The organism is Streptomyces sp. NRRL S-31 (genome assembly GCF_000718775.1).
Taxonomy (GTDB): domain Bacteria; phylum Actinomycetota; class Actinomycetes; order Streptomycetales; family Streptomycetaceae; genus Streptomyces.
In genome coordinates this window covers 1-17,926 of the sequence record NZ_JOCB01000022.1, presented here as the reverse complement: position 1 = coordinate 17,926, position 17,926 = coordinate 1, and the positions used below count along the sequence as shown (strand labels likewise).

At 73.2% G+C, this 17,926-nt stretch carries 12 protein-coding genes and 2 pseudogenes; 5 read left to right on the top strand and 9 right to left on the bottom strand.

Annotated elements, in window-relative coordinates; all coding sequences use genetic code 11:
• Positions 1 to 43 precede the first annotated feature (43 nt).
• Complete coding sequence (locus tag IF37_RS0111520) at positions 44 to 1,597, top strand: radical SAM protein (RefSeq protein WP_030740162.1); 1,554 nt, start codon at positions 44 to 46, stop codon at positions 1,595 to 1,597.
• A 64-nt stretch (positions 1,598 to 1,661) separates the two neighbouring features.
• Here IF37_RS0111520 and IF37_RS0111515 read toward each other — a convergent pair whose 3' ends face one another.
• Positions 1,662 to 6,470 (bottom strand): non-ribosomal peptide synthetase, encoded by a 4,809-nt coding sequence (locus tag IF37_RS0111515; protein WP_079165674.1) that lies wholly within the window; start codon positions 6,468 to 6,470, stop codon positions 1,662 to 1,664.
• Positions 6,471 to 6,753: 283 nt separating this feature from the next.
• Here IF37_RS0111515 and IF37_RS0111510 point away from each other — a divergent pair, with 283 nt between their 5' ends.
• A complete protein-coding gene (locus IF37_RS0111510) occupies positions 6,754 to 7,638 on the top strand; it encodes a GNAT family N-acetyltransferase (protein ID WP_030740158.1) in 885 nt (294 codons plus the stop codon).
• 58 nt (positions 7,639 to 7,696) lie between these two features.
• Here IF37_RS0111510 and IF37_RS0111505 read toward each other — a convergent pair whose 3' ends face one another.
• Complete coding sequence (locus IF37_RS0111505; protein ID WP_030740156.1) at positions 7,697 to 9,322, bottom strand: nuclear transport factor 2 family protein; 1,626 nt, start codon at positions 9,320 to 9,322, stop codon at positions 7,697 to 7,699.
• Positions 9,323 to 9,607: 285 nt separating this feature from the next.
• On the opposite strand from IF37_RS0111505, the pseudogene IF37_RS45670 reads away from it, so the two are divergent.
• Positions 9,608 to 9,724: pseudogene (locus IF37_RS45670) on the top strand (transcriptional regulator); the annotation flags it as partial.
• Positions 9,725 to 9,926: 202 nt separating this feature from the next.
• Here the strand turns inward: IF37_RS45670 and IF37_RS0111500 are convergent.
• Complete coding sequence (locus IF37_RS0111500) at positions 9,927 to 10,388, bottom strand: hypothetical protein (RefSeq protein WP_030740154.1); 462 nt, start codon at positions 10,386 to 10,388, stop codon at positions 9,927 to 9,929.
• Between the two features lie 109 nt (positions 10,389 to 10,497).
• Positions 10,498 to 11,115 carry a hypothetical protein gene (locus IF37_RS0111495; RefSeq protein ID WP_030740150.1) on the bottom strand — a complete coding sequence of 206 codons (618 nt, stop codon included), beginning with the start codon at positions 11,113 to 11,115 and terminating at the stop codon, positions 10,498 to 10,500.
• Positions 11,116 to 11,425: 310 nt separating this feature from the next.
• Between IF37_RS0111495 and IF37_RS0111490 the strand changes: the two genes are divergently transcribed.
• A complete protein-coding gene (locus IF37_RS0111490; RefSeq protein ID WP_030740147.1) occupies positions 11,426 to 12,943 on the top strand; it encodes a helix-turn-helix domain-containing protein in 1,518 nt (505 codons plus the stop codon).
• Positions 12,944 to 13,078: 135 nt separating this feature from the next.
• Here the strand turns inward: IF37_RS0111490 and IF37_RS0111485 are convergent, their stop codons facing one another.
• The 4 genes from IF37_RS0111485 to IF37_RS0111470 all read right to left on the bottom strand — a co-directional run bounded on the left by IF37_RS0111485 (position 13,079) and on the right by IF37_RS0111470 (position 16,149).
• Complete coding sequence (locus tag IF37_RS0111485; protein ID WP_030740144.1) at positions 13,079 to 13,498, bottom strand: SRPBCC family protein; 420 nt, start codon at positions 13,496 to 13,498, stop codon at positions 13,079 to 13,081.
• 85 nt (positions 13,499 to 13,583) lie between these two features.
• On the bottom strand, positions 13,584 to 14,594 hold the full coding sequence (locus IF37_RS0111480; protein ID WP_030740141.1) for an aldo/keto reductase: 1,011 nt from the start codon (positions 14,592 to 14,594) through the stop codon (positions 13,584 to 13,586).
• A 329-nt stretch (positions 14,595 to 14,923) separates the two neighbouring features.
• The gene (locus IF37_RS0111475) at positions 14,924 to 15,628 is read right to left on the bottom strand and encodes a hypothetical protein (protein ID WP_030740138.1); all 705 of its coding nucleotides are present in this window, start codon (positions 15,626 to 15,628) and stop codon (positions 14,924 to 14,926) included.
• Positions 15,628 to 16,149: an RNA polymerase sigma factor gene (locus IF37_RS0111470; RefSeq protein WP_253915733.1), complete on the bottom strand. Its 522-nt coding sequence runs from the start codon at positions 16,147 to 16,149 to the stop codon at positions 15,628 to 15,630. The genes IF37_RS0111475 and IF37_RS0111470 overlap by 1 nt, the downstream gene beginning before the upstream one ends.
• A 635-nt stretch (positions 16,150 to 16,784) precedes the next feature.
• Between IF37_RS0111470 and IF37_RS0111460 the strand changes: the two are divergent.
• Positions 16,785 to 17,543, top strand: a pseudogene (locus IF37_RS0111460) (SAM-dependent methyltransferase); the annotation flags it as partial.
• Here IF37_RS0111460 and IF37_RS45665 read toward each other — a convergent pair.
• Positions 17,429 to 17,809 (bottom strand): helix-turn-helix domain-containing protein, encoded by a 381-nt coding sequence (locus tag IF37_RS45665; RefSeq protein ID WP_253915738.1) that lies wholly within the window; start codon positions 17,807 to 17,809, stop codon positions 17,429 to 17,431. The pseudogene IF37_RS0111460 and the gene IF37_RS45665 overlap by 115 nt on opposite strands.
• Positions 17,810 to 17,926: the final 117 nt, after the last annotated feature.

Here is a 17,926-nt window from a genome sequence, read left to right as displayed (position 1 = left end):
GCGGACGAATTCCCGGCCGAAGAAGGTGAGTACGGTCTGGTACGTGGGCCTTCCCCTCACCTCCGCGCACCGCGGCAGCCATTCGGGCGGTGGGGCCCTGATCGCGGAGGCCGGGGACCAGTCCCGCTACGCGAACGAGGGCACGGTCTATCCGCACGCGTCCCTGATCGAGATGATCACCTACCAGAACGCCTGCTTCCCCCATCTGGCCTGGCGGTACCTGGACATGAGCCACGTCGACTGGGCGGAGGTGCGCGCGAGGATCCAGGCGGACCCGCCCGACGTGGCGGCGTTCACCGTTTATTCGTCGACGGCGATGTGGGCGTACATCGTCGCGGCCGAGATCCGGCGCGTGAACCCGGACGCCGTGATCGTCTTCGGGAACGACCACGCGGGAATCCTCCACCGCGAAGTGCTCACGGGCGCCTACGGATCGAAGATCGTGGACTTCGTGTGCACGGGGAACAACGGCCCCTTCACCATGATGGGACTGCTGTCGTGGCTGGAGGGGCGGCTGGACCTCGCCCGCGTGCCCTCACTGGCGTACCGGGACGGCACCGGGACGGTCCGCAACCAGGCGGCGCCCACCTACCCGCTGTCCGGGCGCATGCTCCCCGACTACCGCCTCGTGGAAGACCAGTTGGTGGAGCACTACGACGACGCGTTCCGGGTCTGGTACGCCTCGCACTACGAGTTGCAGCGCATGGTCACCCTGCCGCTGGACGGCGGCTGCAACTGGGGACGGCGCCCCACGCGGCGGTGCCTGCACTGCTCCATCCAGGGACTGACGCCGAAGACCACGGACGTCGGTGCCGCCGTGGCCACCCTGGAGGTACTCGTCGGCGAGTTGAAGTCGAACGTCTACGCGGCCGGGGATTCCACCCTGGGCATGTCGAAGGCCCAGTGGGGCGGTACGACCTCGTTCCTCGACGAACTCGCCGCGGCCTGCGACGCGTCGGACGTCCTGCGCGGGCGGCGCTTCATGCTCGCCTACGGGCTGGTGTACGAGTTCCTCCAGTCCGCGGAGCTGTGCAAGGGCTTCGTCCAGACCTGGAACGTGGGAATCGAGGCCTTCGACCCCAAACTGCTGAAGGACAACTCGAAGGGCATCAACAAGGGGCCGGACCGGGTGTTCGAGGCCCTCCAGCTCGCGCGGGACCTCGACTACAAGATGTACCTCTCCGGCATTCTCGGCCTCCCCGGGACCACGCTGCGCCAGCTCAAGGAGGAGGTCGACAACTGGCTCTCCATAGCGGAGACCTACGCCGGCTCGATCACGACGGTGTCGGTCGCGGCGCCCGCCATCATCCCCGGGTCCCGTATGTACCGTGACGCCTTCCGGCGGCACGCGGCGGTACGGGAGTGGCACGGCGAGTTGCTCCCGATCAGGAAACTCTCCGAACTGTACGTCCGGGAGAACACCGAGGTGGAGCTGGCGGACGTCGAGGCGGCGCTGACCGACCTCGGGCGCGGTGTCATCGCCCTGGACAACGCCGGCGCCGGCATCAAGTTCGGCGGCTACATGCTGGGCGGGGTGGACCAGGAGGAGACGTACGAACGCCGGCTGCTGGACGAGATCTTCGCCCAACTCGGCTGAGTGGCCGTTCCCACGCCGAAGGCCCGCCGGCTGCCGGCGGGCCTTCGGCGTGCGCGGCGGGCGGTCAGCCGCCGGCCGCCCGGGACGGGCCGCTCAGGTCGTCGAGCACCAGCGCCTCGACGGCCGCCGCGAAGTCGGCGAGTACCGGGTGGTCGAACAGCAGGGCCACCGGCACCGGGACGCGCAGGGCCGTGCGCAGCCGCCCGGCGACGCGGGTGGCGGCGAGGGACTGACCGCCCAGGGCGAAGAAGTGATCGTCCGCCCAGACCCGGGCGACCCCCAGCACGGCGGCCCACACGTCGGCGACGAACTCCTCCGCGTCCCCGGCCGGCGGCACGCGCGGCCGGCCGGCCTCCTCCGCGTCCGCCGCGGGCCGCGGGAGCGCCGCGCGGTCGACCTTGCCGCTGGCCAGGGTGGGCAGGGCCGGCATCCGCACCCAGCGGTCGGGGACCAGGTGCCGCGGGAGCCGGGCACCGAGCCCCGCGCGGACGGCCGCGGTGTCGACGTCCTCCGGCACCAGGTACCCGACCAGGTGGGCGTCGGGCCCCGAGCCGGCCACCGCCACCGCCGCGTCCGCCACCCGCGCGTCGGCGCGCAGCGCGGCCTCCACCTCGCCCGGCTCGACGCGGTATCCGCGCACCTTGACCTGGTCGTCGCGCCGGCCGTGGTACTCCAGGGTGCCGTCATCGCGCCAGCGGGCCAGGTCACCGGTCCGGTAGCAGCGCTCGCCGGGCACGAAGGGATCGTCCGTGAACGCGGTCGACGGCAGGTTCCGGTAACCGCGCGCCACCCCGCCGCCGGCCACCCACAGCTCGCCGGTCACGCCCGGCGGCAGCAGCCGGCCCAGCGGGTCGACGACGTAGCAGCGCGCGCCGGCGACGGGACGGCCGATCGGGACCGGGTCGTCGTCCGCGGTGACCCGGTGCACGGTGGCGGTGACGGTCGTCTCGGTCGGCCCGTAGGAGTTCCACACCTGCCCGACCCGGTCCAGCAGGTCCCGGGCGAGCCGCGGGTCCAGCGCCTCCCCGCCGGTGAGGACCGGCAGCCGCGGGTCGCCGGGCCAGTCCGCCGCGAGGAGCATGCGCATCGACGTGGGGGTCAGGTGCAGCAGGGTGACGCCGCTGGTGGTGATCCGCTCGGCCAGGGCGTGGCCGTCCGTGGCGCAGGCGCGTTCGACGATGACGCAGCGGCCCCCGGCCGCCAGCGGCGCCCAGATCTCCTCGGCCGATACGTCGAAGGAGAGGGGGGCCGCCGCCGCCATCGAGTCGCCGGGGCCGATGCCCGGCACGGCCCGGAACCCCTCGATGAAGGCGGCGAGCTGGGCGTGGGCGACCTCGACGCCCTTGGGCCGTCCGCTCGACCCGGAGGTGTACAGGACGTAGGCGAGGTCGTCGGGGCGGATCGCGGGCAGGGCGCGTCCGGTGCCGTACGCGAACAACCCCCCGACGTCCAGCGGCCGGGGCGCCCCGGCCGGGGCCGTTCCCCGGGTCAGGACGGCCCCGGCACCGCCGTCGGCGGCGAGTCGCGCCGACCGCTCGGGCGGGTCACCGGGGTCCAGCGGCAGGTACGCCGCCCCGGCCCGCCACACCGCCAGCAGGGCCGCGGGCAGGAACCGGTCCCGGGGCAGGCTCACCGCGACGACGTCACCGGGGCCCGTCCCGGCGTCGAGCAGCGCCGCGGCGGCCCGGCCGGACAGGTCCGCCAGTTCGGCGTAGGTGAGGGAGCCGTCGGGTCCGGTGACCGCCACCGCGTCCGGCCGGGAGCGGGCCGAGGCGAGGACGGCGTCCACCACCGTCCTCGGCATGGACTCCGGCAGCGCGGGGCCCCGGCCCAGGGCGAGTACGGCCGCCCGCTCGTCCGGTCCGGCCAGGTCGAGGGCGGCCAGCGGGAGACCGGGGTCGGCGAGCCCGGTCCGCAGGGTGTCCAGCACGCGATCGGCGAAGGCCGCCATGTCGGGCCGCGTGAAACGTGCGGTGGCGTACTCGACCTGGAGTTCGACGGCGGTGGCCGTCCGTGCGACGAGGACCGAGCATTCGTTGGCCGAGGCGCCGCTGCCGTGGTCCGAGCGCAGGTCCAGCCGGACGGGTCCGCGGCTCAGCGTGGCCGGTTCGTCGAGCGGCAGCATGGTGACGACGACCGGGGTGCGCGACCCGCCCGCCGCCCGGTGGGCCGGCAGCAGGCCGAGGAGGTCACCGGCGGCGATCTCCTGGTGGGCGAGGGCGGCGACGGTGGTCGCGGCGCACTGCCGGACGAGGTCGTGGAAGGTCAGGTCGGCGGTCATGCGCAGCCGCAGCGGCAGCGTGTCCACCAGGGGGCCCAGGAGGTGTTCGGTCCCGGTCAGGTGACGGCGGGCGGCGGCGGCGCCGATCACGAGGTCGTCGTGGCCGGCGAGCCCGCCGCACACCAGTCCCAGCGCCGCCAGGCAGGCGGCGAACGGGGTCGTCCCGGTCTCGGCCGCGAAGCGGATCAATCGGGTCACCAGGGAGGGGTCCAGGGTGCGGGTCACCCGCTCCGTCTCCCATCCCGGTGCCGCCTGGGCGCCGGGGAGGTCGTCCGGGATGGCGGCGCCGTCCAGCGCGGTCCGCCAGAACGCGTCCAGCCGGTCCCGGCGCGACGGCTCCCCGGCGAGTTCCCGCTCGCGCAGCGCCAGGTCACCCACCTGCAACGGCGGGTCCGCCACGGGTTCGCCCGCGAGTTCCGCCGCGAGTTCGCGCAGGAACACGGCGACGGAGGCGCCGTCGAAGGCCAGGTGGTCGGTGGCCACGAAGAGTTCGCCCGCGTCCTCGGCCGTCCGGGCGAACGCGGCCCGCAGCAGCGGGGTTCCGGCGCCGTAGTCGAAGGTGTGCCGCGCCGTCCGCCGGCGCAGCGCCCGGAGCCGGCGCCGCCGCTCGTCGGCCGGCCGGGCGCGCAGGTCTGCCTCCGAGACCGGGACGGGCGCCGGCGGGCCCACCACCAGATACGGTTCCGTGTCGCCCAGGACGGTGCCGCGCAGCACCTCGTGGCGTCGCACGATGGCGTCCAGCGCCGCGCGCACGGCGGGTCCGTCGACCGGCCCCCGCACGCCGATGTGCAGGGTCAGGGTGGTGACGGGTGTGTCGGGGGCGAGCCGGCGCAGCAGCCAGAACTCCCGTTGCATGGCGGTCAGCGGGTAGCGGGGCAGCCCCGGGGTGCGGCGCGGGGGCGGTTCGGCGACGAGGGTGTCCAGGGCCCGCGCGAGCGACGCCGCGGTGGGGTGGTCGAGGAACGTCGCGAGCGGTACCGGGGCGCCGCGGCGCCGCCCGAGTTCGCCGACGACCCGGGCGGCGGCCAGCGAGTGGCCGCCCAGGTCGGCGAAGCGGTCGTCGGCCCCCACCCGGTCGATGCCCAGGACCTCGCCGACGACCTCCGCGACGAGCTTCTCGGTCTCGTCGCGCGGTGCCGTGTACGGCGTCCCGGGCCGGCGGCCCGTGGTGATCGCGGGCAGCGCCGCGCGGTCGGCCTTGCCGGTGGGGTGGACGGGGAGGCGGGGCAGTACGGCGATCCGCCACGGTACGGCGTGCGGCGGGAGCCGGGCGGTGAGCCAGGCGCGCAGCTCCGTCTCGGTCGCCGAGTCCGACTCGGCGTAGCCGACGAGCCGGTCCCCGGTGGCCAGGACGACGGCGTGCCGGACGGCGGGGTGGGCGGCGAGCGCGGCCTCGACCTCGCCCGGTTCCAGCCGGACGCCGCCCACCTTCACCTGCTCGTCGGCGCGGCCGACGAAGTGGTAGGAGTCCCCCGTCCGGCGCACCAGGTCGCCCGTCCGGTAGCCGAGGGGGCCGAACCGCTCGGCGGTCAGTTCCGGCCGGCCGAGGTAGCCGCGGGAGACGCCCGGACCGGCGATCCACAGCTCGCCGGTCTCCCCGTCCGGCAGGACGTCGCCGTCCGGGGACCGCACGGACAGCTCGGCTCCGGCGATCGGTCTGCCGATCGGGGGGTTGCCGGTGCCGTGCCGCTCCACCTCGGCCATGGTGCAGCAGACGGTGCACTCCGTGGGGCCGTAGAAGTTGAGCACCCTGCGGACCTGCGGATGCGCGTAGACCCGGTCGCACAGGGCGCGGGTGACGGGTTCGCCGCCGGTGATGACGGTGCGCACGTGGGGCGGCAGCGTGTCGCGCAGCAGCGCCGACAGGGCGGAGGCCGCGGCGACGAGCAGCGTCGCCTCGGACCGGGCCGGGAGCGTCGGTACGGCGAGGACGTTCTCGGCGAGCAGCACCGTGCCGCCGGTCACCAGCGGGGCGAAGATCTCGACGGTCGACGGGTCGAAGCACACCGACGACGTCGCGAGCACGCCGCGCAGCTCCGCCGGGGAGAGGTGGTCGGCGAACCAGCGGATCAGGTTGTGCAGGCTGCGGTGTTCGACGACGACGCCCTTCGGCGTGCCGGTGGAGCCGGAGGTGTACATGACGTAGGCGACGTCGTGCGGCTCGGCCAGCGGACCGGGTCCGTCCGCGGGCCGGGTGTCCTCGACGGGCAGGGGTGTGGCGCCGTCGGGTACCACGTGTTCCGTGCCCGCCGAGGTCAGGACCACCGACAGCGAGGCGTCCTCGGCGATGAACCTGATGCGTTCCCCGGGGTAGGCGGGGTCCAGGGGCACGTAGGCGGCGCCGGCCTTCAGCACGCCGAGGATGCCGGGTACCAGCCATGCGTCGCGCCGGACGCAGAGGCCGACCCGGTCGCCGACGCGCACTCCGGCGGCGGTCAGCCGTCGGGCGATCCCATTGGCCATGCGGTCGATCTCCGCATAACTGATTCTCGTTTCCCCGGCCACCACCGCGGTGCGGTCCGGGCTCCTTTTCGCCTGCCGCTCGAATTCCTCGTGGACGCATGACGCCGTCCCGCGACTTTCCGTTCCCATTGAATTCTCCGCCTGCCGTACGCGATACGCGAGGAAACCGAATTCCGTCACTGCTTCGGACGTCCGTGTGCGTTCGCGACCGCGCGGAAAGGCCGGCGACGGATGGTTTGTTGCTCAAGTACGAGGACGATAACACCGGATGTGACCCCGAAATCGGGTGTGGCGATCAGAGGGACGTCAGGAATGCGTATGGATGCGCCCACTGCCGCCGGGCGCCGGCGGACGGCTCCTCCGGGGGCTCGCCGGACGTCTGACACCCCCGGCGAGTGGGAAGGCATGGGGCATGCGACCGGAGGACTGGTACCTCACCGAGGACGTCGACGAGTTCCTGGTCCGGGCCGGCGACTTCCTGCGCTCGCGGCCCGGCCCGCACGTCATGCAGTCGACCTGGGCCGAGCGGGTGCGGGTGCGCGGGGCGGGGGCGTCGTCCGGCACCGGGGCCCCGGTCTTCGGCGTGCTGGAGCGGGCGGGCGAGGTCCACGCCACCTTCTACCGCCTCCGGCCCCACGGCTTCGGCGTCTCCCCGCTCACGCCCGAGTGGGCCGACTGCCTCGCCGCCCGGCTGGCCGCCCTCGGGCACTCCCTCGCCCGCGTCAGCGCGGACCACGGCACCGCGACCGCCTTCGCCGCGGCCTGGCGGCGGCACACCGGCGCGACGCCGAGGCTCCGGGACACGCGGCTCCGTCTGTACCGCCTCGGCACGCTCACCCCGCCGGAGCCCATGCCGGCGGGCCGGGGCCGGGTCCTGGGCGAGGACGACCTCGAGGAAGTCATGTTCTGGTGCGGTGAGTTCGCCGCGGCCGTCGGCGAGAGCGTCGCCCTCGACGCCGCCACCTGGGCCGGCACCCGCTTCGCCGACAAGCGCTTCACGCTCTGGGAGACCCCGGACGGCGTCCCCGTCTCCATCGCGGGCATGAACCCGCTGATCGGCGGCCAGATCCAGGTGGACGTCGTCTACACCCCGGCCCGCCTGCGCGGCCACGGGTACGCGGGCGCCGTGACGGCCGAGGTGAGCCGGGCCGCGCTGGCCGCGGGCGCGACGGACGTCGTGCTGTTCGCGGATCTGTCCAACCCCACCAGCAACGCCCTGTACCAGCGCCTCGGCTACCGCACGCTCACCGACTGGGCGGTGTACGACTTCCCGCGCGCCGCCCGGGAGGCCGGCTGAGGACCGCGAACGCGGGGCACCGGGCCGTACGGTCGCGGGGGCGTGTTCCGGTTCCTCGTCACGCCGCGATGTCGGGCCACAGACGCGCGGCGACCTCCGGCGGGGACCAGTGGACGACGGCGGTCGCGATCGACGCGTCCTCGGTGAAGGAGAACTCCTCGCGCCCGGAGTACGTCACGGGGGCGCCCTGGTAGCCGACGGCGCGCACGGTCCAGTGGGCGGTGGCCCGGTCACCGTCGACGGTGAGGCCGGTCACCTCCGTGCTGAGCTCGTGGAAGGTGTCGAACATCGCGGATATGAAGACCTTCAGGTGGTCGCGCCCGACGAAGGGCCGGGCGGTGGGCTGGTCGTACAGGCGACCGTGCTCCGCGTCGAAGAGGGCGAGCCAGGTGTCCGGGGCGCGCTCTTCGATGGCCCTGAAGTAGGTGCGCACCCGGGCCTTGAGCGCGTCCTCGTCCGCCGTGCCCGTGCCCGGGGCCGTCGTCGGCCGTGGCGCGTGGGAGACGCCGGCTTCGGCCTCGCGGCGGGTGATCAGCGACCCGGCATCGGCCGCGTACTGGAGGTTGGTGTACTGCACCAGGTCGTGGTGGGCCTCGTTGACCTCCGGGAGCAGGGGCTGCGCGGCCCGCTTGGCCAGCGCGGCCACCTCGTACCCCAGGGTTCCCGTGCTGCGCGAGCCGAGGACGCCGAGCGCCAGGAGGTAGTGCTCGAAGAGGAAGTTCTGGCAGCCGGCGGAGAGCAGTTTGAGAGCCGTCAGGTAGTTGCGCCGCGCGGTGTCGCCCGCCCGGTGGGCGATCAGGCCGGCGAGGGTGGCCCCGGTCTCGGTGAGGCTCTTCGTGAGCGGACGGAGGGCCGCTTGGAGCTTGCGGGGCAGTTCGCGTGCCGCGCGCGACTGCGCGCCACTGCCGTCTCGCAGATGTACCCGCAGCCGGTGATAGTCCGCCAGATCCATCAGTTCGAGCACCTGGCCGGAAACACTGGCCCGGTCGACGGCCGAGGCCGCCGCGCGGAGTTCACCGGCGGCGTTCTCCCACCGCTGTTCCTCCGCCGCTTCGACGGCCGCGTCGACATAGGCGTGGGCGATGTGGAGCCAGCATTCCGTTATCTGGTGGGCGGAGGCGAAGAGGTGGTCCTCCGGGCCGTCCGCCACGGGGGAGACCAGGCGCAGCACGTCCTCGGGAGCGACCAGGTGCCGGTAGTCCAGCGTGACGGCCTTCGGCGGGTGGGCGGGCAGGCCCAGACGCGTCCGTGCCGCCTCCACCTGGTGCTCCACGCCAAGTCCGTAGCCGAGCCGGTCCGCCGCCTGGGTGAAGGCGTCGAGCACGGGCCGGACCTGCTCGTCGGGCAGCCGGTCCAGCACCGCCAGCCCCGGTGACGGCCGGTCCTCGGCGGTGCGCGCGACGGCCATGCCCGGCGGAGGCGTCAGACCCGGCAGCCGGCCGAGGGCCCTGAGATGGTCTTCCGCCATGTCCAGGAGCCGTTGCACGCGCGGCTCGGTGAAGCTGGACGGCCGTGGATCGTCATACGCCTCGGCGGCACAGTGCAACGTCAGTTCCACGCTCTGCAAGGCCGCGCGGAGGAGGCTTCCCTCGCGCCAGCCGTCAGGGTGGGTGAAGCCGGAGACGAGGTCGTGCAGGCGAATGTAGTACTCGTAAGGGTTCGTCGGCTGCTGACGCGATGGCATATCACTGTCCCGTATGCACTGAGGGCCCGAGGATCCGGCATTATGCGAGTCTCGAAAAGCCTAACCACGCTGTCCGGAAGCCATCGAGAAGGCCGACACGTCTTCTGCCCCTTGTGACATTCGGCGTGTCCGAAAGGGCGAAGTGAGGGTTATGAAACGGGACAAGAAGGGGCATTCAAGAGATCGTTGGAGGATACAGCAACCATCTGTTCACGCCATGGTCGGGCGCGGTCCGTCCCCTCGACGCACGAGGGGGGCGGCACCGCTACGCGTGCGCGTGGAGGACGTCGTCGGGGCCGGCACGTCCACTACAGCCTCGGCGACGGGCACCTGCGGCGCCTGGTCATGGAGGCCCTCAGCCACGCCGATCACCGGGTCAGCGGGCAGGCCCCGCACGACTGAGCCGCCGCGGCCGTACTGCCCGTCTCCGGGGAGCGGCCGTAGTGGCGCGGGACTTCGCCGGGCGGAGACCGTGCCGGGTCACCACCTCGGCCACCTCGGTGCCCGGGCACAGGTCCGCGCCGTGATCGCGGTGCGGACCTGTGCCGGGTCGGGGTCTCCGTGCTCGTGCCGGTGCGGTTCCGCCCGCCCCGCCGCACGCGCGTCACTTGCCGGCGGCGCCCTTCTCACCGATGCGGTAGATCTTGTGGCTGCCTCGGGCCATGTCGACGACCAGCTTGGTGGTGCTGGACTTGCTCCAGGTGAGGGTGATCACCGCCTCCGTGTGGCCGGCGGTGGTGCCGGCGTCCGTCACCTTCCAGGCGAGCGGCACGTTCTGGGCGCGCAGGACGCCGTTGGCGTGGTTCTTCTTCTCCCAGGCGTTCAGTTCCTTCTGGAAACCGGCGGTGAGGTAGTGGCCGCGCAGGGCGTTGGCGAGGGTGCCGCCGTCCTCGTCGGTCACCGCGTCGATGTAGGCGCCGTAGAAGTCGGCGATGCGGGTGATGTCGTCGGACGGCTTGCCGCTGACGCTGCGCGGGGTCCCGGCGGCGGCCTGGACGGTGGCGCCGAGTCCGAGGGCGGCGGCGAGGACGCCGGCGGTGAGGGCGGTACGGGCCTTGCTGTTCATGTCTGTTCCCCTTTTCCGGGTGATCGAGTGGTCCGGCCGTGCTGCGGGGGTTCGGTGTCGGGCCGCCCTCCCGACCCCCGTGGCGGGAGGGCGGCCCCGGGCGGCACCGTCAGTGCAGCTTCCGCACGGAACTGGTGGCCGTCTTCTTGAAGGCCGTCACCGGGACGCCCTCGAAGCCGCCGAGTTGGGCCCAGTTCACGACGGTGACGGTGCGTCCGTCCCGCCCGACCGACAGCAGGCGGACGTCGGCGGCGCCCCAGGAGGTCTCGGTGTGCACGCCGTAGACGTGTGCGCCCTCCTCGACGGGCAGTTCGCCGTAGTCCCTGCCCGTGGCCTCGGTGTCCGGGAACTGCCGCTCGATGCGGGCCGCGCAGGACTTGACGTCCTTGTTCAGCGACGAGGCCAGCCGCTTCGCCGAACGGGTGTCGCGCAGCACCACGGTGATCTGCCGGGCGTTCGTGTCGAGGTCGGTGCGGAAGTCCCGGTGCCAGGCGGGCCGGTGGCCCGACAGCGCCCGCAGACAGGTGTCCCGGTCCGTCCCCTCCGGGATGCCGGCCGTGACCTCGCCGGCCGTCCAGGACGAGGTGCGGTCCGGCGGCAGGTCCGTGACCGAGAGGAAGCCGGGCGCCTGCGGGGCGGCGGTGGCCGGCCCGGCGAGCGCCACGGCCGACCCCGCGACGGCGACGGCGACTGTGAGGAGCGTGCCTGCTCGGGTGCGCTTGGGCATGGGTGTCCCCCCGTGGATGAGTGCGGTGGATGACTGCGGTGGATGAAAGCGGTGGACGAGCGCGGTCGATGGGCTCGGTGGACGCGATGCGTGAGTGCGGTGCATGCGTGTCGGACGCCACTCGACGCCGGTTGTCCGGCCCCGCCCTGGTTGGTGCGACACCAAGAGCATCGGCGGTCAGCGGAGTCCGGCGCAACGACTGCCGCCCTTTCGGCGACGGTGGAACCATCCCAGCCCCGCTGACGTGCAGGTATATGAGTGCCTGGGATACGGGATCGCGGGCGGACGGCGTGCGGACGACGGGGGAACGGTGTCGACTCGGGACGATGTCGAGGAGTTCGCGGCGCTGCTGCTCCTGCTGAAGGACCGCACGAACCGGAGCTACGGCTCGCTGGCCCGCCGCCTCGGCATGAACACCTCCACACTGCACCGGTACTGCGCGGGCGAGGCGGTGCCACAGGACTTCGCGCCCGTGGAGCGGCTCGCCGCCTTCTGCGGGGCGACACCGGAGGAGCGGCTCGAACTGCACCGGCTGTGGCTGTCGGCAGCGGCGGCCCGGCAACGGGTGCGTACGGCCGGGGCGGAGGAGGCGCCCCGTACGACGGGGGCGGCAGGTACGGCGGAGGCGCCCGGTACCCCGGAGGTAGCCGTTCCGGCAGCGGACGCGGCACCGGACGCGGCCGAGGCACTCGTCACGGCCGAGACGCTCGTCACGGGTGGCGACTCCGCGGAACAGCCCGGAGACGGTCCCGGCCCGGCCCATTCCGGCCCCGGCCCTGGCCCCGGCCCTGACTCCGGCCCTGGCTCCGGCCCCGACGGTCCCGGCCCCGGCGAGCCGGTCCCCTCCCCCGCTCCCCGCCCCTGGTACCGCCGCCGGCGGCCCCTGGCGCTCAGCGCCGTCGCCTGCGCGCTGCTCGCCACCCTGGGCAGCACGTCCGTCCTGTCCGGCGACCGCACCACCGCGGCGGACACCTCCCGCTCCACGGGTTCCCGGACCACCGTCACCGGCACCGCCCAGCGCGCGGCGAAACCCTCGGCCATCGCCTCCCCGTCCCCGTCGTCCTCCCCGTCCTCCTCCCCGTCCCCCTTCCGCTCCCCGGCCCGGAGCCTGGCGTCACCCGGTGCCCGGCAGCGGACTCCCGGGGCCTCCGCCCCCTCCGGCACCTCTCCCACCTCGGCCGTGCCGAGGCCGCCCGCCGGTCCGCCCCTCACCTGGAGCGCCGACTCCCAGGTCTGGGAGATGGGCTGCGGCCACGACTACGTCATCGGCAAGCCGCCCGCGCAGGTGCCTCCCCCGCCGGTGCAGCAGGACGCCGGGGCGTGGGCGGCGACGCAAGGAGCGGTGCACGGACGGCAGACGATGGTGCGGATCTCGGTACAGGGGCGGACGTCCACGGCCGTCGTCCTGGAGGCGCTCCGCGTCCGCGTCGTCAGCCGCGGCGCCCCGGCGGCCGGGAACGCGTACGCCATGGACCAGGGCTGCGGCGGCGAGCTGACGCCCCGCCGCTTCACCGTGGACCTCGACGTGGACCGCCCCACCGCCCGTCCGAAGGACGGCGCCGACAGCGAACACACCATCCCCGCCGTGCACTTCCCCTACCGCGTCTCCGCCGAGGACCCGGAGTCGCTGCTGGTCGACGCGACGACACAGACCTACGACGCCCGCTGGTACCTGGAACTGGACTGGTCCTGCCAGGGCCGCACCGGCACCCTCCGTATCGACGACCACGGCCGCCCGTTCCACACCACCGGGATCAAGGGGCTCCCACGCTACTGGTACGGCACGAGCGAGACGGGCGAGCGTGCCTGGGTCCCGTACGGCGGTTAGCCGGGTACCGGGCGGGCCCGGGGAGGACTGCGGCTGCTGCTCCTGCCGGTACCGCCCGTGATCGCCACGGGCGGGCGCCGCGGCCCGCCCGCCCCTGCCGCCAGGTGATCCGTGGGCGCCGGTGCCGGGCGGCGGTCAGCCGGACAACGTCTTGTGCAGGGCGTCCAGGCCGTCGCGGTAGATCCCGGTGAACAGGTCGACGACCTCGTCCTCGGTGGCGCCCTCGGGGTTGAAGCGGCCGGACCACTGCACCTCGGCGGTGTGCTCCCGGCCGGGGACCGCGTGGACCCGGATGGTGGCGACATAGCCATTGACGGGGAAGGGGGCCTGGACGATGGAGTAGCTGTAGTGGCGCTCGGCCTCGCTGAAGTCGAGGAGGCGCTCGGTGATGACCTCGCCCTCAAGGTTCTTCAGCCGGCGCACCCGGCCACCTTCGAGTGCGGTGCTCTCGGGGATGGAGGGGAGCCAGTCGGGCAGGGCGTCGAAACCGCCGATGAGGCTCCAGACCTGGTCCGGCGAGGCGGGGACGACGCGGCTGACGGAAGTCGATGCCATGGTCGCTCTCCTGATTCTCGTGCTGGTACTCGTTGTGCCGGTGCTCGTGTGCCGGTACGCGTGTGCGGGGAGGCGGGGGTGCGGATCAGGCGCCGTCGGGGAGCGGGGCGGCGGGGCTGACCAGGCCGCTCTCGCGGAGTTCCGTCCAGAAGGCGGCGGGGACGCTCTCGTTCAGGGCGGCGGTGTCCTCGGCGATGCGGCTGGGACGGGTGGCGCCGGGGATGACGGCGGCGGCGACCGGGTGGGCGAGGGAGAACTGGAGGGCGGCGGCCTTGATGCTGATGCCGTGCTTGTCGGTGAGGGCCTTCAGGCGCTTGACGCGCTCGATGATCTCCGGCGGGGCCTGCTGGTACTCGAAGTTGGTGCCGCCGGCGAGGATGCCGGAGCTGTAGGGGCCGCCGACGACCATGTCGACGTGCCGCTCCTGGGCCATCGGCAGCAGGCGCTGGAGGGCGTGCTCGTGGTCGAGGAGGGTGTAGCGGCCGGCGAGCAGGAATCCGTCGGGCCTCGGCTCGTCGAGGGCGAGGGTCAGCTCGATCGGCTCGGTGCGGTTGACGCCCAGGCCCCACGCCTTGATGACGCCCTCGTCGCGCAGCCGGTCCAGCACCCGGAAGGCGCCGGTACGGGCCTCCTCGAACTTCTGCAACCACACGTCGCCGTGGAAGTCCTGGGCGATGTCGTGGACCCAGACGATGTCGAGGCGGTCGACGCCCATCCGCTTGAGGCTGCCCTCGATGGAGCGCTCGGTGGCGTCGGCGGTCCACTCGTGGAGGATCTTGTTGGGGTTGCCGTGCTCGAAGAGGCCGCCCTTCTCGCCGAAGTCGGGGGCGTCGGTCTCCGGCTCGTCGAGGATGACCCGGCCGACCTTGGTCGACAGCACGTAGGAGTCGCGGGGCTTGGCCGACAGGACCTTGCCCAGGCGCTCCTCGGCGAGACCGGCCCCGTAGAAGGGGGCCGTGTCGTAGTAGCGGATGCCCTGGTCCCAGGCCGCTTCCACGGTGGCGAGGGCGTCCTCCTCGGGGATCGCGCGGAACATGTTGCCGAGCGGGGCGGTGCCGAAGCCGAGCCGGCCGGGAAGGATGTTCTTGAGGGACATGGGGGGTGCCTTTTCGCTAGGGTCTGCGCGTCGGAGTGGGACCGGACGCAGGGGGTACGACTACTCGGACGGACGCCGCGCCACACGGGCGATGTGATTGCATGCGCCGCCTGCGCGCTTAAACAATATTTGCAGACGCGGGTTATTGCAAGCGATACCCCTCGCCGGGCAGTCGTATCGGCGGCGGCACGGCCGCGCGCGGCACCCTCGGGCTCACGGCCTCCCCGCCGCCAGCCTCACCGCCCGGCGCGCGGCTCGCAAGCGGGCGGCGCCCGGCACGGAGGCGCCCGCCCCGCTCGCCGGCAGTGCGCCGGGCGGCGTCCACGCGGTCATCCGGTGGCGCAGGCCGGGAGGTCGGTGAGGGTGTGGTCGGGGCGCGGGATCTCGCCGAAGTCGTCGTCGGGCGGTTCGACGGGGAGGCTGTGGATGACGGCCTGGAGGCGGGGCGGCAGACAGGGCCGGCGGCCCTGCCAGCACAGGCTGATCAGGTCGCGGCGGACGCTGTCGGGCAGCAGGGCGGCCGGCCTCGGCGGCGTGGTCGGCCGCCGGACCGGCTTGGGGGCGCGGGCGCCGAGCTGGGCGCGCCAGTACGCGGCGGTGCGGTGTTCGGAGCGCTGCTGGTGCAGGAGGACGAGGCAGAACGCGGCGGTGCGGCTGCCGGCGCCGGCGGCGAACTCGAACCAGAACTGGGAGGGGCCGGCGTATCCGGCGAGGTGGAGGAGGGCGGCGAAGACGAGGGCGCCCTCGGGCTCGGTGAGGTCGGAGTCGAGCAGTCGGCTGAGGCTCAGATGGGCCTGGGGAGCGTCCACGATGAGGCTGACGGCCAGGTCCAGGTCGTGGGCGGCCTGTTCATGGACGGTGGGGTAGGGGGAGGGGAGGCAGGACGCCGTGGGCGCGGTGGGCTGCTCGGCGAGGGTGGTGACGCGCCGGAGGGCGGCGTCGGTGTCGTAGTCCTGGTAGGTGCCGGTGAGGGCTTCGGCGGCCGCCAGGGCGGTGGCGATGTCGGCGGCGGGTTCGTGGTCGGTGCGGGCCACTACTTCTCCTGCTCCTTGTCGTCCTGGTAGGGGATGTGCAGTTGCCTGGCGAGCGAGCGTCGGGCGTGGCGGATGTGGGACCGGACGGTGGCGTCCTCGATGCCGAGGTACTCGGCGACCTCGGTCTCCTCCATGCCGAGCAGATAACGCAGCACGATGACGTCGTACTGCCGCTCGGGCAGGGTGGAGATGGCGGCGTAGAGGCCGATCTCCTGGGAGAGGACGCGCAGTTCGTCGCGCATCTCGTGCAGCAGCAGCTTCTGCACGGCGGTGAGGTAGGCGGCGTCGCCGACCTGTGGCTCCAGGCGGCGTTCGGCGAGCCAGCGGTGCACCTCGTCCTTCAGGATCTTCCAGGCGTACCGCGGGACGGACTCCTGGAGCAGGGCGTGGTGCCAGGTCCTCTTCAGCCGGACGCACGCGGCGTCGACGACGGTCTCCGCGGCCGCGTGGCCCCCGACCTGGGTGTGGGCGAAACGCATCCAGAGCTTGCGGTGATAGGCGTGGAAGGCGTCGAAGGTCAACGCCAGCCGTCCGGTCCGGGAAGGCGGCGGTGCGGCATGGCGCCCGCGGGGGCCGCCCGGGGAAGGGTGCTTCACGCCGCGCCCTCCCGAGTGGCGGCGCGGAGAGGGGAGGGAGCCGTGGAGGCGGGGGGAGCGCTCCACGGGTGAAGGTGGCGTATTCCGGTGCGCACGGCGGCGGCGAGGGGCCGGCGGCCCGCTCGGTGCGGGGCGGGTACGAAGATCCGGGCGGCGGTCACCCGTACCACCATGGTGACCAGATCGATGTCCACGGGAGTCCTTGTGCGGCTGTGCACCGCACCGCGCCGGGTCGAGGCGGTGTCGGTGTGGGAAATGTGCTTTCCCACTCATCAGACAACCGGAGCAACGGCCGTCTCGTGCAAGGCGCTACCCGAAATTCTTCACAGACGGCAACAACGTGGTTACCCACCCGTATTGTGCCGGGTGGAAATGGGCTGGATCATCCTTTTCCTCCCTGGTAAGCCCTTGCGCGGCCCTCGCCGGCGAGGTGCGGACGCTGGCCGATCCCCCGGTTGTCCCCACGGCGGCAGGGGGAGGAAGCTCGGGGTGGCGGTGGGGGTGGCGCACCCTGGCGAACCGCCGCGACAGGGCAACCACGCCGGACTCGGGGGGCGGGCATGGACGACGGCAACACCGTGCGGGACGACAGCGACGTGGTCGACCTGCAACTGGACCGGCCGCACTCGGCCCGCATGTACGACTACTTCCTCGGCGGGATCACCAACTTCCCGGCCGACCGGGAAGCCGTGGCCCAGGCGATCGCCGCCTTCCCCTCCGCCCTCATCGCCGCCCGCAGCAACCGCGCCTTCATGCGCCGCTCCACCCGCCACCTCGCCCAGCTGGGCATCGACCAGTTCTGGGACATCGGCACCGGCATCCCCACCTCACCCAACCTCCACGAGGTCGCCCAGAGCGTCATCCACCGGGCCCGCGTCGTCTACACCGACAACGACCCGATCGTCCTCACCCACGCCCGGGCCCTGCTGCACAGCCACCCCGAGGGCGCGACCGCCTACATGCAGGCCGACGTCACCGACCCCGAAGCGCTGCTCGCGCACCCCACCCTGCGCTCCACGCTCGACTTCGACAGGCCCGTCGCGCTCAGCCTCAACGCCCTGCTGCACTTCGTGACCGACGAGCACCATGACGTCCACGGCATAGTGAAGACCCTCAAGGACGCCCTGCCCTCGGGCAGCGTCCTGGTCGTCAGCCACGCCACACCCGACTTCGATCCCGAAGCCATCTCCCGGGTCACCGCCACCTACCGGCAGGCCGGCACTCCCGTACAGGCCCGTGCCCGCGACGAGATCGCCCGCTTCTTCGACGGCTGGACACTGCTCGAACCGGGCATCCAGCCCATCCTGCGCTGGCGCCCCCGGCTGAAGTGCGAGGCGCTGATGAAGCCCCAGCGGTGGGCGATCGCCGCGATCGTCAGCCCCGCCGCGTGCCGGCGGGCCAGGTCGCGCCGGCACTGCTCCAGCCGGCGCTGCTGTATCCACCGGCTGACGGTGATGTCCTCCAGCTCGAAGAGCTTGTGCAGGTAGCGGACGGAGATGTGGTGGGCCCGGGCGATGGCGTCCGGTGTCAGGTCCGGGTCGGTCAGGTGCTGGTCGATGTACGCCTGGACACGCAGCAGCGACATGCGGGCGGCCGTCGGGGTGTCCGGGGCGCTCCGGCCCAGACGCTCCTCGGCCAGGGTCTGCACCAGGTCCACCACGTTCCGGGCGATCGACTCGCCGGTGCGCTGCGGATACGTCGA